Genomic DNA, 15189 nt, shown 5'->3' with positions numbered 1-15189 from the left:
AGAGACGTTCGATCTGCCCGCCGGTCTCATCATCTCCTGCATTGGTTACCGAACCCTGTCCATACCGGGCGTGCCGTTCGACAACGAACGTGGGCGCTTCGAGAATGTCGATGGTGAGATAGCATCCGGCCTCTATTGCGTGGGCTGGGCGCGGCGCGGACCGACCGGCACCATTGGCACCAATCGGCCCGATGGATTTCTGATTGCCGAGAAGATCGCCGCATGTGGCCTGACCGGTGAGCGGTCGGGCCGGGAAGGGTTGGAGGCCTTGCTTCGCCAGCGGGACATCTGGGCCGTAACCTTTGGCGACTGGAAGCAGATCGACGCGGCAGAAATTGCCCGTGCCCGCATTGGAGCGCCCCGGGAAAAGTTTGTACGGGTAGGGGAGATGCTGGGCCTGCTCTCCCCAAACAGTGGCGAACGTTAAACAATGCACGTTTTGGTTGCTTGTAGCTGTTGATCGAGGCTCCCATTAAGGGAAATCTGAGCCTGAAACGGCAAAAATTGCCTGCTGGGCAATAATTGACCGGCACAAAGTGCCCACCAATCCTTTCGTGCTATCGGCAATGGGCAGGAATTTCCTCCCGATGGGCAAAATATATCGGGCATTCTGCACGGACTCGATGGTTAATCTGCAGTTTACCATGAAACTGGCATGCGGATTGCGTGGCTATCTGCGCAGGTAGAAACCTGCATGGGCAAAACGCCCAGGACTGAGCCTTTAGAATAAAGGAGCCCAAAAATGGGTTTTTCGATCAATACCAATACGGGTGCATTCGTCGCCCTGCAGACCCTGAACGCCACCAACAAGGGTCTCGAAACCACCCAGAGCCGCATCAATACGGGCCTCAAGGTCGCCTCGACGAAGGACGACTCCGGTACCTACGCGATCGCCCAAAGCCTGCGCGCCGACCTCGGCGGCCTGAACGCCGTCAAGTCGTCGCTGGATCGCGCTCAGAGCACCCTTGATGTTGCGATCTCCGCTGCTGAATCGATCTCCGACGTTCTCGTCCAGATGAAGGAAAAGGCCACCGCCGCTTCCGACACCGGTATGGACGCGGCGAGCCGCGAGGCTCTCCAGGACGACTTCAACAAGCAGATCGATCAGATCAAGACCTACCTGAAGTCCGCAGAGTTCAACGGCTCCAACATCCTGACCGGCGGCGCGACCGACGGTGACAAGATCGAGGCGCTGCTCAACACCGATGCAACTGAAAAGCTGACGGTGGAAAACCTCGACCTCGACGGCACGGGCGGCGCGCTCGTGACGTTCGTGAGCGGGGGCGCTTCGCAGGCTGCCGACTGGAGCGATGCGGATACCGGTGCAACTGCAGCAGGCACGTCTGCCACTGCCGTTACCGATGCCATCGACGCCCTGAAGAGCAAGCTGAGCGAGCTGGGTTCTGCTTCGCGCCAGATTTCTGGCCAGCAGACCTTCGTGACCAAGCTGAGCGACAGCATCGAAGCTGGTATCGGCAACCTCGTGGACGCCGATCTCGCTAAGGAAAGCGCCCGTCTTCAGGCACTGCAGACCAAGCAGCAGCTGGGCCTGCAGGCACTGTCGATCGCCAACCAGGCGCCGCAGTCGATCCTCAGCCTGTTCCGCTAATAAGAGCGGTAGGACATGGCAAGCGGAGAGGCATTCGGCCTCTCCGCTTCGTCCCAGCCCGAAAGCCCGGTCCAGACATAAAAAGCGGGCAACACAGGGGCTGACCTGACACAAGGGTGAGCAAATGGACAGGGTTGCGCCTGCAGGGCTCAGCGCTCCTGCTCTCGTTTCCAGCGGAGGCGCCCCGGCGGGGGCTTCTCAAATCTCGCGCATAGTGCCTGTCGATGGAGTTTCCGCCGGTTCGGGTTTGCGGAATGGAAGTTCGTCCGCGCAAACTCAAAACGGCGATAGTGGTGCTGAAACTGCTGAAGAGATTCAGCGGCGCACCGCAGAGGTCGTTCGCACCGCGATCGAAGACGCCGGAGCCGCCATTGACGCTGGCTCCAAGCTGGTGATCCGGAAGGACGACGATACAGGACGCTTTGTTTACGAGTTCCGGGATCCGCACACCGACGAGGTGGTCAAGCAGTTCCCGGCGGAAGAGGTACTGGAGTCCCTGGCACGTTTCCGCCAAGCGATGATCGGAAAGGTCCTAGACCGGCAAGCTTGACCATCCTGCACGACGAGCTGGAGTTTTTTGCCCGGCAAGTTTTGACTGCTTTACTGAGAAGAACTGGACGGCGCACCAAACATGCGCCGTCTTTTTTTGTTTTATTATCAGTGGCTTATATTGATAACTGCTCTGGCTCCGCGGATTGGCACGGGCCTTGCTGAGATAGGTACGGGCAAAACGCCCAACCTGGCCGAATGCCGGGCATAACCTTTCCAGAATGGAGAGCAACATGCTGAACTTCTCAGTGAATACCAACGTCGGGGCATTTGTCGCTTTGCAGAACCTGTCGCAAACCAACCAGGACATGAGTGTTGTCCAGAACCGGATCAATACCGGTTTGAAGGTTGCGTCCACGAAGGATGACAGCGCGACCTATGCCATTGCGCAGGATCTCCGTGCGGATATTGGAGGACTGAACGCTGTCAAGTCGTCGCTCGACCGTGCCCAGAGCACGCTCGACGTGGCGATTTCGGCCGCGGAGTCGATCTCGGACGTTCTGATCACGATGAAGGAAAAGGCAACCGCCGCTTCCGACACTGGCATGGACGCAGCGAGCCGTGAGGCTCTCCAGGACGACTTCAACAAGCAGATTGATCAGATCAAGACCTACATCAAGTCTGCTGAGTTCAATGGCTCCAACATCCTGACCGGCGGCGCGACCGGTGACAAGATCGAGGCGCTGCTCAACACCGATGCAACCGAAAAGCTGTCGGTAGACAACCTCGATCTCGACGGCACGGGCGGTGCGCTCGAAGCCTTCGTAGCAGCCGGTACTTCGGTTGCTGCTGACTGGACGGACGCAACGACCGGCGCAGCTGATGCAGGCACCTCGGCGACCGCCGTGGTTGCTGCCATCGACGCCATGAAGGCCGAGCTGAGCGCTCTGGGTTCTGCCTCCCGGCAGCTCTCGGCACAGCAGACCTTCGTGACGAAGCTGAGCGATAGCATCGAAACCGGTATCGGCAACCTTGTGGACGCCGATCTGGCCAAGGAAAGCGCTCGACTGAACGCTCTGCAGACCAAGCAGCAGCTGGGCCTGCAGGCACTGTCGATCGCCAACCAGGCACCGCAGTCGATCATGTCGCTGTTCCGTAACTAAGCGCACGACGTCGGTGAGAAGTCATAACGGGCGGGGTGGCAACACCTCGCCCGTTCGCTTGTCCGGACCAGATGGAGCCGGGCTGCCCCGCCCCCGTAGCAGGGCGGTCAAAAATTGCCGGGTGTGAATTTTGGCTGATCATTGGAAGGCATAAACTGCCGGAAGATGCCAAATACACATCGCTCTTCAATAAATATCTATTTAAAATCAATGAGATAACTTTTACTCAGGATTTGGCACGGGACTTGCTTTTATTCCTTGCGAGATTGGCCGGGCAGAAAGGCCCGGTTTAAGGAGTGTAAAACATGACCCTGTCGATCAATACCAACGCCGCAGCACTGAATGCACTGCAAAGCTTGAACCGCACCACCGACCAGCTTGGTGAAACCCAACTGCGCGTCAACACCGGCCTTGAAGTGAACAGCGCCAAGGACAATGCCGCGATCTTCGCCATTGCCCAGAATCTGCGTGCGGACCGGCAGGGGCTTGAAGCGGTCAAAAGCTCCCTCGATCGTGCAACCTCCGTACTCGACATCTCCATGGCGGCCGCGGAATCGATCCAGGAACTGCTGATCGACATGAAGGAGAAGGTGACGCAGGCGGCAGATGACGGCTTGCCTGACGAAAGCCGCGAGGCGCTGCAGGAAGATTTCAACCGGTTGCGCGATCAGATCGTCACCATGGCCAAGAACGCCACCTTCAACGGCACGAACATGATCGACGGTCCGGCCAACCCGCCGACTAAGCCGGCGACTCTCGTGGCGCTGGTCAGTGTCGATGCAACGCTGAAAATTCAGGTGCCGCGCCAGAATCTCCAGCTGGCACCGGCCGGGACCACGCCGCCAGCAGGTAACGCCATTCAGCTGGCTCAGGACACCACGTTCACCGACGCGGTGGAAGCCGAGGCGCTGATCGCCACCATCGATGCGTCGATCAAGAACGTCAGCGAAGCCCTGACCGTAATGGGTGCGGGCTCCAACTCGATGGAGCGTCAGTCTACCTTTCTGGTCAAGCTGGGAGACACCGTGGAGACCGGCATCGGTAACATGGTGGATGCGGACATGGCGCGTGAATCCGCCCGTCTGACCGCGCTTCAGGTGAAGCAGCAGCTGGGAACACAGGCGCTTTCCATCGCCAACCAGCAGCCGCAATCCATTCTCAGCCTGTTCAACAAGGGCTGACCCAGTTTCATACAAACCCGCGAAGATGGCGGCGCGTTCAGGCTTTCCAGGCGCCGGCCGCCGCGTCCTTCGCAGGGCAGAAATCCACTCACCCTTGTGGATACTCCTGGCCGGCCTTCGGGCCGGCCCTTTTTCCCCTCCCTGAACGGTCGATGCAGGGGCAGGATGGCAAACGTTAACCATTCATTTGCCATCAGGATATACGATCCCCAGGGTGGTGCAGAGGAGACGGCAAGACCATGGCGCTCAAGATTTCGCTGAAGCCGGGCGAAAAGTTCGTCGTCAACGGAGCCGTGCTGACCAATGGCGACCGGCGCTCGGCCTTCGTCATTCAGAACAAGGTTTCGATCCTGCGCGAGCGGGACATCATGACCGAAGCGCAGGCGACCACACCCGCCAAGCGCATCTATTTTGCCGTGATGCTCTCCTACCTCGATAGCGAGCGTGCCCAAAGTTATTACCAGACCTTCGTCGAGCGCATGAGTGACTTCATGAGCGCGATCGAGAATCAGGAAATGAAGCTGATCTGCGTCCAGATCTCGATGGATATGATGAAGGGCGAATACTACCGCGCGCTCACGGGCTGCCGGAAGATCGTCGATTACGAAGCCAAGGTTTTAGGGGTATTCCAGAACGATGTCGCTTCAAGCCTATCGTAGGGTCCAGCAGGTTGCTGAATCACCGCGCCAGACGGAGTACCGGCTGTTCGCGCAGGTAACCGGCTCGCTCATCCGGGCGAAGGAAACAGAGGCGACAGGCGGCGCGCTGATGGAAGCGCTCGACTGGAATCGCCGGCTGTGGTCCACGCTCTCGTCCGATTGCAGCTCGGCTGACAATGCCTTGCCGAAGGAGCTCCGGGCGCAGATCATCAGCCTTGCACTGTGGGTCAACCGTTACACGTCTGACGTGATGCGCAGCAAGGGTGACATCGACGCGCTGATCGATGTGAACAAGGCGATCATGGAAGGTCTTGCGATGCAGGCCCAGCTAGCCGCACAGGCCGGCCATCAGCCGATTGCATCGCAGGCCTGACGGGAGCGCTCCAGAACCCAGTCGGTTATCGTCTGCCGTTCGCCCTCGCTCAGCTCGAGGAACAGCTTAGTGCGCCGCATGAGGAAATCCTCGGGTCGGCGCACGTCTTCCACCGCAAGGGCATAGCGCAGTTCTGCCGCGAAAGTGCCGGGCGCAATTTCGGCGCGCGCCTGCGGATCTTCCACCCACATCCTGAACAGAACAGGGGTTTCCGAGCCGTAGGTGTAAGCCCAGCGCCGCCGTGTTTCCTCGGGGATGCCGATTGGCCCAACCTGCCACAGCTGCTCTAGCGCCGATCGCGAGAGCGAGCCGCCCATCAGTGGTGCGCTTGCGGTCCAGTCCGGTCCCAGATCGCAGAAAACCGGGCGCAATTTCTGCATGACCTCTGCCGCCAGCGGCCGGTGGCTGGTGATCTTGCCGCCCAGTACGCTCAGAAACACGCCGGGCCCGTGGCGGATCGCCTCCAGCCGGTACTCGCGGCTGACCGCGCTCGGACTGGCCGAGCCGTCGTCTACCAGCGAGCGCACGCCTGACCAGCTCCACACGACGTCTTCAGCAGTCAGGTCGTGAGTGAAGAAGCTGTTGTAGGCCGCCAGCAGATATTCCCGCTCGGCCTCGGAGCACTCGGGCTGGCCGGGGTCGCCCTGATGATCAACGTCCGTGGTGCCGATGATGCGGTATCGATTGTCCAGCCAGGGCAGCACGAAAACCACCCGACCGTCGTCTGCCTGCAGCGTGAAGGCGTCGGGCGGGGTGCCGTCCGTTGCGCGCACGACGATGTGGCTGCCCCGCACGAGGCGGATGCGCGCCTTGGCGCTCTCGTATCCCGGCAGCAGGCGCAGCACCGGGTCGGCCCATGGCCCTGCAGCGTTCACGACCGCGCGAGCCATGACGATGAAATCCATGCCTTTTTCGTCAACGCAGGTCAGCCGGTAACCCTGTGCCATCGGCGTGACGGCGACAACCTTGCAATAATTGCGAATGATCGCCCCACGGGCGCGGGCATCCAGCAGCGTCACGAGTGTCAGTCGTGCGTCGTCCACCTGACAGTCGCTGTAGTGCAGGACAGAGCGCAGGTCGCCGGTCTGAAGGCCGGTCTCGGCCAGCATGTCCTCGTCGATCCTGCCGGAGCGCGGCATGAGGCTGCTTGCTGCCAGCCAGTCGTAGAGGTGTAGGCCCAGTCGCACCATCCACGCCGGGCGACGCTGCTGGCGTGCAATCGGCACGAGGAAACGGACGGGTTCCACCAGATGCGGGGCGATGCGCAGCATGACGTCGCGCTCCCGCAGGGACTCCCGAACGAGGCGGAACTCCCGCTGCTCCAGGTAGCGCAGACCGCCGTGGATCAGCTTGCTGGAGGCCGATGAGGTGGCCGAGCCGTAGTCTGCCTGCTCGGCAAGGAAAACGCTGAGGCCCCGGCCGATGGCATCACGCGCAATGCCTGCACCGTTGATGCCTCCGCCAATGATGAACAGATCAACCGCTTCAACCATAGCGGCGGTGTGTACCACGATGGCCCGCCGAGGTCACGGTAAAGCCCGTGCGGGGCGGGAAGGCGTGGTTTTCTGCCTATTCCTCGTAGTCCGCCTTGGCGAGGGGCGAGATAGCCGGACCGTTGAGGACGGAGCCGTCCACGGCAAAGTGGGAGCCGTGGCAGGGGCAGTCCCAGCAGCGCTCGAACGGGTTCCAGTGCACTACGCAGCCCGCATGGCTGCACGTTGCAGAGCGGGCATGAAGGGTGCCGCTTTCGTCCCGGAACACGGCCAGCTTCTTCAGGCCGTCGCGAATGACGGCACCCTGACCCGGCTGGATATCGTTCGTTGAAGACACTTCGCCGGCAGTCAGATGCTCGACCCAGTGGGTTGCAGCCTCGATGTTCTCCTTCAGGAACTCGCCGGCAGCAGACAGGGAGATGCGTTGCGGGTCCGTCACTTCGGCCCAGCTGTTGTCCAGCCCCAGAATGAGGTCGCGCAGGATCATGGCTCCGGCGACGCCATTGGTCATGCCTTGCCCGGAATCGCCGGTATGAATGTAGATATGGGTGTTGCCGTGGTTGAGGCCGGTGAAGGGCAGGTAGTCCACCGGCTCCATGACCTGGCCGGACCAGCGGTACTCGATCGACTGTAGCTGGGGGTAATGGCGGCGCGTCCATTCTTCCAGCGCTGCGAAGCGGTCCCCCATATCATGGACCGTGCCGGTCTTGTGGTCCTCGCCGCCGATGATGAGGATATCCTCTGCCCCGCCTGTCGGCTGAATACGAACGTAGTGGTAGGCTTCCTGCGTATCCCAGACGAGGGCATCCGGCACCGACCCGGCCTCGACGGGACCCGCGATGACATAGGTGCGGTAGGGCGGCTGCTTGGTGTGAACCGCCACCCTGTCATTCACCGGAGAGTTGGTGGCCACCACCGCCGCTTGAGCGTGGATCTTGTGCCCGTGTCCGGCGGTGAGGGTGACGCCATCGGCGGTTTCCTGAAACCCGGTGACGGGGGTGTTCGCGTAAAGCCGCCCACCGTCGCGCAGAATGGCGCGGGCAAGACCCGCCATGTACTTGCGCGGGTGGAAGCGCCCTTGACGCGGAAACCGAAGCGAGCGGCCGGTATCGACGCCCGGAACCGGAGCACGCTCCACCCATGATACGCCGTTGAAGCCGATCTGCTCGCAGGCATCGATCTCCTGTTCCAGCAAGGATTCATCGTCACCTGGAGATAGGAAGAAATAGCCGTCGAGGCGGACGAAATCACAGTCGATCCCCTCGTGCTGCTGAATGGCTTCAATGCGGTCGATCGCCGCCGCCTGGCTGTTGAAATAGCGGCGGGCGGTTTCCAGACCGCGGCGGCTGATAAGGCGGTGGTAGAAATCATCCAGCGCCGAGGCGAGGTGCGCGGTCGTACGCGAACTCATGCCGCCGCCGATCGGGCCCCGGTCGATGACGATGACTGACTTGCCTGCGCGCATCAGTTCATAGGCGGTGGACAGTCCTGCGATGCCGGCGCCAACGATGACCACATCGGCATGCTCATCGGAACGGAGCAGGGGGGCATCCGCTACCGGGCCAGACGCCATCCAAACGGGAACACTGCGTTCCATCGAGACATTCATGGGACGCTCCTTGCCATTGCCGATGTTGGTTCAGGGTGAACCCTCGGCTGTGCAATGAGTTCCGCTTGGTCCCGTTCGGCTGACTGCCAGCGGAATCTCCTCAGATGGTCGCGTTGAAGGCGATGGAGGCCGCGGGCGCCCGGGGCGCAGGCGGGGTGAGACCTGCCGAATAGGTTGGAGTGGTGCGCTTGCCCTTCTGGCTCTCCTCGACAATGGCATTGAGGATGCCTTCGCTGACACTTTTCAGCCGCAGCACGATGCGACCGTTGGTCAACACCAGCTCCTGAAAGGTCGCCAGCGCGCTGGACAGGCTGGCGCGCAGGCCGCGGTCAACACCTTCAAGCGCGGCCGGGTTCTTCTTGAGGCTCTGGAGCCCATAGGCCAGAACCGATGAAAGACGGCCCTTTTCCTCCAGCAGCGGCTGGATGGCGGAGGGGCGCTCGGTTTCCAGCAGCCGGTTCTCGGTTTCCACCAGCAGAATGAGACGCTGAACCACGTCCAGCAGCTCGGTCAGGTGCTGACCCAGGTCCTGCGGCGCGGCGGATGCCTGCAATTGTGCGGCAAGAGCGGGGTTCATCACTGGGCTCCCTGCATGCGGATGACTTCGTTCAGCAGCGCAGGCGTCAGGCCGAGGCCGCCGCGCCGGGCAATCTCCCGGCCCATCTCCTGACCCATCATGCTGCGATAGACCTCTTCTGCCTGACCGCCGCCGAACATGCTGTCGGTCTCGACGGTGGAGAACATGGTGTTGACCATCTCGCCGATCAGTACGGATTCGAACTCCTCAAGGGCAGCCCGGGTCTGCGGGCTGGCCGTGGGGACAGGGCGGCCCGCCATCAGGGAGGCGGACGCCGTGGCGGCGGGCGAGGATGCGAGTGCGTTCATCAGAACACTTCCACTTCGGCTTGCAGGGCACCCGCGGCGCGCAGGGCCTGCAGGATGGTGATGAGATCACGGGGGGTGACGCCCAGCGCATTCAGGCCGTTGACCAGATCCTGCAATGAGACGCCGGTTTCCAGGACGCCAAGCTGCTTGCCGGTGCCATCGTCCACCTCGATGTTGGTACGCGGCACGACTGCGGTTTGGCCGCCCTGTGAGAATGGGTTGGGCTGGGAGACCTGCGGCATTTCCGTGACACGGATGGTCAGGTTGCCCTGCGCGATGGCAACGCGGCTGACCTTCACGTCCGCGCCCATCACGATGGTGCCGGAGGCTTCATCCACCACGATGCGGGCGGGCTGGTCCACCGAGACCGGCAGGCGCTCAATCTCGCTGATGAAATGGGCCATACCGTAACGATAGCCGCTCGGCAGGTCGAGTTGCACGGTGGTTGGGTCCAGCATGCGCGCAACCGGCGTGCCCTGTGCAGAGTTGATGGTGGAGGCGATCCGCTCCGCCGTAGTGAAATCCGGGTTCTTCAGTGCCAGCCGCATGGTGTTCATTTGCGCCAGTGCGAACTGCACTTCCTGCTCGACGATGCCGCCGTTGGTGATGCGGGCAGAAGTGGTGACCCCGCGCGAGATGCTCTGCGCCGCGCCCTTGGCTTCGAAGCCGGAAACGGCGACCGAACCCTGCGCCACGGCGTAAACCTCGCCGTCCATACCCATCAGCGGTGTGATGAGCAGGGTGCCGCCCTGCAGGCTCGACGCATCGCCCATGGCGGAAATCTGCACATCGATTCGCGAGCCCTTGCGTGCGAACGGGGGCAGCGTTGCCGTAACGGTCACGGCTGCCACGTTCTTCGTGTTCATTTTCAGGTCGCGCATGTTGATGCCGAGCCGGTCGAGCATGCTCTTGAGCGACTGTTCCGTGAACGGGGCGTTGCGAAGCATGTCGCCCGTGCCGTTGAGGCCGACGACAAGGCCGTAACCGATCAGCTGGTTCTCGCGAACGTTCTCAAAATCAACGATGTCCTTGATGCGGGAGTTGGCTGCTGCAGGCGCGGAGCCCCCGGCAAGAAGGGCCACGGCAAGGCAGAGGCTGCCTATCCATTTCGGGATCGAGCGGTAGAAGAGCGGCATATTTTTCCTGCCTCGCATCGTTTTCTTCGATTTCCGAGTTATCCATGCTAATACCGTGCCAACTTTGATCCAGGCGGGTCTCCATAATTTGGCAACCATAGGGATGCAGGATCGCAGGCCATGAGAATTCAGGACCCTGTACGCACCCAGGCCGCCACAGCCCGGCGTGCGGGGGACAAAGGCGGCGTGAACGCCGGTTCCGGCTTTTCCAGCCTGCTGGGTGCGGATGAAGCGCCAGCGGCCGCCGGCCTGTCCGGTACCGGGCCTGTCGCCAACGTCGGTGCTATTCTGGCGGCGCAACAAGCCGAGGATGCGACGCAGGGCCGCTCCCGCGGTCTGAAGTGGGGACGTGATCTGCTTGACGAACTGGAAGGGATGCAGCGCGCGTTGCTGCTCGGCACCCTCAGTGTAAGTCAACTCAATGCCTTGGCCTCAAAGGTGCGGACATATCAAAACGCAGGCGATCCAAATCTGGACAGTATCTTGGCCGAGATCGAACTGAGAGTTGCAGTCGAACTTGCCAAATACGGAATAGAAATTGCGTTTTAGGAAAATCGTTCACTTGTTCAACGGCTGCGAACCTTTTATAAGCCGCGTCACCGAATTGCGGGGAGCGTCGGAGGTATGATGGGTAGTACTTTGAATGAAACCCACGAACGTCTGAACGGCAACGGTCCGGAGGAGCTTTTGATCGACAAAGAGGCTGCCACCAAAACTCAGCAGCCAATCGTTGAACTCCCGGAGGGGTACATCCCCTCGGCTGACGAGGAGTTCATGAATCCCTTGCAGCAGGAATATTTCCGCCGCAAGCTCATCGCCTGGAAGGAGGACATCCTCCGAGAGGCGCGCGAAACTCTTGAAACGCTTCAGAGTGAATCTCTGCGCGAACCGGATGTGACCGATCGCGCATCTTCCGAAACAGACTGGTCCATTGAGTTGCGGACCCGTGACCGCCAGCGCAAGCTGATCTCCAAGATCGATGCTGCACTGCGCCGGATCGAGACGGGGGAATACGGTTTCTGCGAGGTGACGGGCGACCCGATTTCCTTGCAGCGGCTGGAAGCCCGACCGATTGCCACCATGACGCTGGAGGCGCAGGAGCGTCACGAGCGCATGGAAAAGGTAACGCGCGAAGACTGATCTTTCAGATCGCGCGGCCCGGAGCCGGAGTGGGGGATAACTCCGACGGGGCATAACGAGTTTTGAAAAAACGGCGGCCATTGTTTCGGCCGCCTTTTTTTATGGTCTGGCCATCACCGGCACAAAAGCCGGCGGATATGACATCCTCCGGCTTTCATGTTCAGCAAGGGCAGGGAAGAAACTGCCCGCCATGCATCAGAACGGGAAGAGGGCGTCATACAGCTGCTGGCCGTAACGGGCCTGCTGCACGTCGGTCAGCTGACCGCGGCCACCGTACGAGATGCGCGCCTCGGCGATCTGGGTGTGATTGATCGTGTTGGCGCGGCTGATGTCTTCCGGCCGCACGAGGCCCGCAATGACCAGTTCGCGCACTTCGTAGTTCACCCGAACTTCCTGCTTGCCCTGAATGACCAGGTTGCCGTTGGGCAGCACGCCGGTCACGATGGCGGCAACCGTCAGGCTGATGTTTTCCTTGCGGTTGACCTGGCCGGAGCCCGAGCTTGCGGACTTGGAGGTGGCGTCTACCAGCGAGGAGGGGTCGCCCGGCAGGTGCTTCTCGAGGCCGAGGAGGCCCGGAATGCCGGCGTTCTCGGAATTGCTGCGGCTACGGGAGGTGGTGTTGTTTACCTGCGCCTGATCGGAGATGGCGATCTGCACGGTCAGGATGTCACCCACTTGCGAGGCGCGCGGATCACGGAAGAAGGCGCGCGAGCCGGAGCGCCACAGCGAGGTGCCATTCTCGGCCTGCTGGGCGGCTTCGCCGGAGCGCACGGCGGCCATCTGCTGCTGGTTGGCCAGCGAGGCCTGCATGCTGGGCGCGGTCACGCCCTCGATGGGGGACAGCTTCGGGGCGCGGCCGATGTTGGCGACGCGCTCGGCAGTGCCGCATGCGGAAAGGGTGGAGGCTGCAAGGCCGATGGCAATGAGACGGATCCACATGATGTTCACCCTTGTCTGGTCTGGTCGCTGTTAGGCTTTGTTTTGTTTATTGTGTTTTGATGGCTGATCAGAGGCCGGCGAGCAGCGCCATGCCGCCCGAGCTGACCGACACGAGGCCGGTTGCCGTCACTTCGCCCTGAATCACCTGGTTCGAGTTGATGTTCTGGACACGAACGATGCTGCCCTTGGAGCCATCCTCCAGCGCCTTGCCCTTGGCGGCGATGGTGAGGTTGCCATGGCTGACGACCATGGTGACGGCCTGACCCTTCTTGATGAGGTTGGGTTGGCGCAGGTCATGGGCGCGCACCGGAGCACCGGCAGACAGCGGGCGGCGAGCTTCCAGCCCGGCAATTTCTTCCATGCCGAGCGCGCCGCGGGCCTTGCGGGCATCCACGGCCTGGGTTTCCAGGTCGCTGGCGCTGATGATCTCGCCCGCCTGAACGGCGGAGCTAAGTACGGCGATCTCGACCGTCTGCTGCTGGGCGGCGGCTCCCGAGGGAGCGGCAATGGCCAGAACGGCGGCGGCGATGGCGAAAGTGCGAAGACGGTTCATGGCGCGTTACCGGATCTGGTTGGTGGCGTTCATCATCTCATCGACGGTCTGGATGACCTTCGAGTTCATCTCGTAGGCGCGCTGCGCCGTGATGAGAGACGTGATTTCACTGACCGGGTTGACGTTGGAGGTCTCGAGCATGCCCTGACGCAGCTTGCCGAAGCCTTCCTGGGTCGGGATGCCGATGGTCGGAACACCCGACGACGCGGTTTCCTTCAGGAAGTTGTCGCCGATGCTCTCAAGGCCAGCCTCGTTCGGGAACATGGCCAGATCGATCTGGCCCACGGTCTGGTATTCCACCTGACCGGCCTGCTTCACCTGTACGGTGCCGTCGTCCGAGATGGTCACGTCAACGGCGTCGGGCGGCACGATGATGCCCGGCAGCACGCGGTAGCCGTCTGCGGTCACCAGCTCGCCCTGATCCGACAGCTGGAAGGAGCCGGCGCGGGTGTAGGCTTCCTCGCCGGTCGGCAGCTCGACACGGAAGTAGCCGCGGCCGTCGATGGCGAGGTCATATGTGTTGGAGGTGAGGGTGAGGTTACCCTGCTCGGCGATGCGGTAGACGCCCGCCGCCCGCACGCCGAGGCCGATCTGCACGCCGGTGGCGACGCGGGTGTCCGCCTCTGAGGTCTGGGCGCCGACACGGCGCACGTTCTGGTACAGCAGATCCTGAAATTCCGCCCGGTTCCGCTTGAAGCCGGTGGTGTTCATGTTGGCGATGTTGTTGGAGATGACCTCCACGTTCATCTGCTGGGCCAGCATGCCGGTCGATGCGATGCTCAGTGCGCGCATGGAACTTTTCCTTTCGTGCCTTGCCGGGCGAAGTCGTTATTGCACCCGGGCAAGGCGCTCGATGCCTTGCTGGCGAATATCGTTGTAGCGGTCGAGCAGTCGGCTGGTGGACTGGTAGGAGCGCATCACTTCCGTCATGTGGGCGACTTCCTTGATCGCCTTGACGTTGGAGGCCTCGATCACGCCGGTCTTGAGGTGGACCTGATCGGCGGGCAGCATCTGGCCGCCTTCGCCCGTCAGGTAGGTGCCGCCCAGCTTGTCCAGCAGGTAGGGGTTGTCGAACTGGGTGATGCCAAGGCGGCCGACCACGCCGTTGTTGGTGGAGACGGTGCCGTCTTCCGCGATGGTGAGATCGGTGTCTTCCACCTGAAACTGGATGGGCTGGCCCTCGGCGTTCAGCACCTGCGCGCCTTCGGCAGTGACGAGAAAGCCGTCGCCGGACAGGCGGAACTTGCCGTTGCGGGTGTAGGCGGTCTCTCCCTCGGGTGTCCGTACCGTGAAGAAGCCGTCGCCGTTGATGGCGGCATTCAGCGGATCGTTGGTCAGGGTGAACTCGCCCTGTTCCAGATCGCGCGTCATGCCCTGGTCAAGCACGAAGGAAACCGGGCGGGCCGAACGGGTCGGGGCAGACTTCATTTGCTCCAGATACGACTGGAACAGGGCGTCCTCGCGCTTGTAGCCCGCCGTGTTCATGTTAGCGACGTTGTTCGCAATTACTGACATCTGACGCTGGAGCGCCATCTGATGCGAAAGAGCAACGTAGTTCAGTGTATCCATCGGTCTGCCATCCTTTTTGGCGGCTTCTCGCCCTAATCGCCCCGGTTTTGGTGCGTTCACCAATACCTAAGCAATTCCGATGCCAACTTCTGGAATGGCGGATTTTCAAGGGATTGAGCGGGCGGAGAGCCTTAGAAGATTCCGAGGTGGTCATTTTTTGCCGGGTGAACTCTGCCCGGAGGCCGTTAATCAAGATGTTGTTAACCTTGAGTGCGTACCTTCTGCCCGTACGCAGCAGGACGCTGCGCTGGGTCCTTGAGGGCGTAAATGGCGGAAGAGAACAATTCGGGCCTCGACGGCGCAGAAGGCGAGGTCGAACTGAAGCGCAAGAAGTGGAGCGGCAAGCGCATCGTGCTGATCGCCGCGCCGGTTCTTCTGCTGCTCATCGGCG

The 15189-nt window shown here is 61.6% G+C and carries 17 protein-coding genes and 1 pseudogene; 9 read left to right on the top strand and 9 right to left on the bottom strand.

Annotated features, from left to right (window positions below; translation table 11 throughout):
- The 7 genes and pseudogenes from VIG90_RS00090 to flaF form a co-directional block, all read left to right on the top strand.
- Window positions 1-427, top strand: a pseudogene (locus VIG90_RS00090) (pyridine nucleotide-disulfide oxidoreductase); the annotation flags it as partial.
- Window positions 428-742: 315 nt separating this feature from the next.
- On the top strand, window positions 743-1609 hold the full coding sequence (locus VIG90_RS00085; RefSeq protein WP_331591294.1) for a flagellin: 867 nt from the start codon (window positions 743-745) through the stop codon (window positions 1607-1609).
- Between the two features lie 124 nt (window positions 1610-1733).
- Window positions 1734-2159, top strand: a complete 426-nt coding sequence (locus VIG90_RS00080) for a flagellar protein FlaG (RefSeq protein ID WP_331591293.1) — start codon at window positions 1734-1736, stop codon at window positions 2157-2159.
- A gap of 235 nt (window positions 2160-2394) precedes the next feature.
- Window positions 2395-3261: a flagellin gene (locus tag VIG90_RS00075; protein ID WP_414695450.1), complete on the top strand. Its 867-nt coding sequence runs from the start codon at window positions 2395-2397 to the stop codon at window positions 3259-3261.
- Window positions 3262-3566: 305 nt separating this feature from the next.
- Window positions 3567-4442: a flagellin gene (locus VIG90_RS00070; RefSeq protein WP_331591291.1), complete on the top strand. Its 876-nt coding sequence runs from the start codon at window positions 3567-3569 to the stop codon at window positions 4440-4442.
- Between the two features lie 239 nt (window positions 4443-4681).
- A complete protein-coding gene (gene flbT, locus VIG90_RS00065) occupies window positions 4682-5101 on the top strand; it encodes a flagellar biosynthesis repressor FlbT (protein WP_331591290.1) in 420 nt (139 codons plus the stop codon).
- Window positions 5079-5474, top strand: a complete 396-nt coding sequence (gene flaF / locus VIG90_RS00060) for a flagellar biosynthesis regulator FlaF (RefSeq protein WP_331591289.1) — start codon at window positions 5079-5081, stop codon at window positions 5472-5474. Before flbT ends, flaF begins: the two co-directional genes overlap by 23 nt.
- Here the strand turns inward: flaF and glpD are convergent.
- From glpD to VIG90_RS00035, 5 genes are all read right to left on the bottom strand, one after another.
- Entirely contained in the window at window positions 5450-6985 is a 1536-nt protein-coding gene (gene glpD, locus VIG90_RS00055) for a glycerol-3-phosphate dehydrogenase (protein ID WP_331591288.1), read from the bottom strand. The genes flaF and glpD overlap by 25 nt on opposite strands.
- A 58-nt stretch (window positions 6986-7043) precedes the next feature.
- Window positions 7044-8576 (bottom strand): FAD-dependent oxidoreductase, encoded by a 1533-nt coding sequence (locus VIG90_RS00050; RefSeq protein WP_331591287.1) that lies wholly within the window; start codon window positions 8574-8576, stop codon window positions 7044-7046.
- Window positions 8577-8676: 100 nt separating this feature from the next.
- Window positions 8677-9153 (bottom strand): hypothetical protein, encoded by a 477-nt coding sequence (locus VIG90_RS00045; protein ID WP_331591286.1) that lies wholly within the window; start codon window positions 9151-9153, stop codon window positions 8677-8679.
- The gene (locus VIG90_RS00040; RefSeq protein ID WP_331591285.1) at window positions 9153-9461 is read right to left on the bottom strand and encodes a rod-binding protein; all 309 of its coding nucleotides are present in this window, start codon (window positions 9459-9461) and stop codon (window positions 9153-9155) included. Before VIG90_RS00040 ends, VIG90_RS00045 begins: the two co-directional genes overlap by 1 nt.
- Window positions 9461-10597, bottom strand: a complete 1137-nt coding sequence (locus VIG90_RS00035; protein WP_331591284.1) for a flagellar basal body P-ring protein FlgI — start codon at window positions 10595-10597, stop codon at window positions 9461-9463. Before VIG90_RS00035 ends, VIG90_RS00040 begins: the two co-directional genes overlap by 1 nt.
- 120 nt (window positions 10598-10717) lie before the next feature.
- On the opposite strand from VIG90_RS00035, the gene VIG90_RS00030 reads away from it, so the two are divergent.
- Window positions 10718-11146: a flagellar assembly protein FliX gene (locus tag VIG90_RS00030; RefSeq protein WP_331591283.1), complete on the top strand. Its 429-nt coding sequence runs from the start codon at window positions 10718-10720 to the stop codon at window positions 11144-11146.
- 78 nt (window positions 11147-11224) lie between these two features.
- Window positions 11225-11737 (top strand): RNA polymerase-binding protein DksA, encoded by a 513-nt coding sequence (gene dksA / locus VIG90_RS00025; RefSeq protein ID WP_331591282.1) that lies wholly within the window; start codon window positions 11225-11227, stop codon window positions 11735-11737.
- A gap of 195 nt (window positions 11738-11932) precedes the next feature.
- Here dksA and flgH read toward each other — a convergent pair whose 3' ends face one another.
- The 4 genes from flgH to flgF form a co-directional block, all read right to left on the bottom strand.
- On the bottom strand, window positions 11933-12676 hold the full coding sequence (flgH, locus tag VIG90_RS00020) for a flagellar basal body L-ring protein FlgH (RefSeq protein ID WP_331591281.1): 744 nt from the start codon (window positions 12674-12676) through the stop codon (window positions 11933-11935).
- 67 nt (window positions 12677-12743) lie between these two features.
- Window positions 12744-13229 carry a flagellar basal body P-ring formation chaperone FlgA gene (gene flgA, locus VIG90_RS00015; RefSeq protein ID WP_331591280.1) on the bottom strand — a complete coding sequence of 162 codons (486 nt, stop codon included), beginning with the start codon at window positions 13227-13229 and terminating at the stop codon, window positions 12744-12746.
- Between the two features lie 6 nt (window positions 13230-13235).
- A complete protein-coding gene (gene flgG, locus VIG90_RS00010) occupies window positions 13236-14021 on the bottom strand; it encodes a flagellar basal-body rod protein FlgG (RefSeq protein ID WP_331591279.1) in 786 nt (261 codons plus the stop codon).
- A 36-nt stretch (window positions 14022-14057) separates the two neighbouring features.
- Window positions 14058-14798, bottom strand: coding sequence for a flagellar basal-body rod protein FlgF (gene flgF / locus VIG90_RS00005; RefSeq protein WP_331591278.1), 741 nt, complete (start codon window positions 14796-14798; stop codon window positions 14058-14060).
- Between the last annotated feature and the right edge of the window lie 391 nt (window positions 14799-15189).

This window comes from Pedomonas sp. (assembly GCF_036515995.1).
Taxonomy (GTDB): domain Bacteria; phylum Pseudomonadota; class Alphaproteobacteria; order Sphingomonadales; family Sphingomonadaceae; genus Pedomonas.
This window is presented reverse-complemented; position numbering and strand designations above follow the sequence as displayed.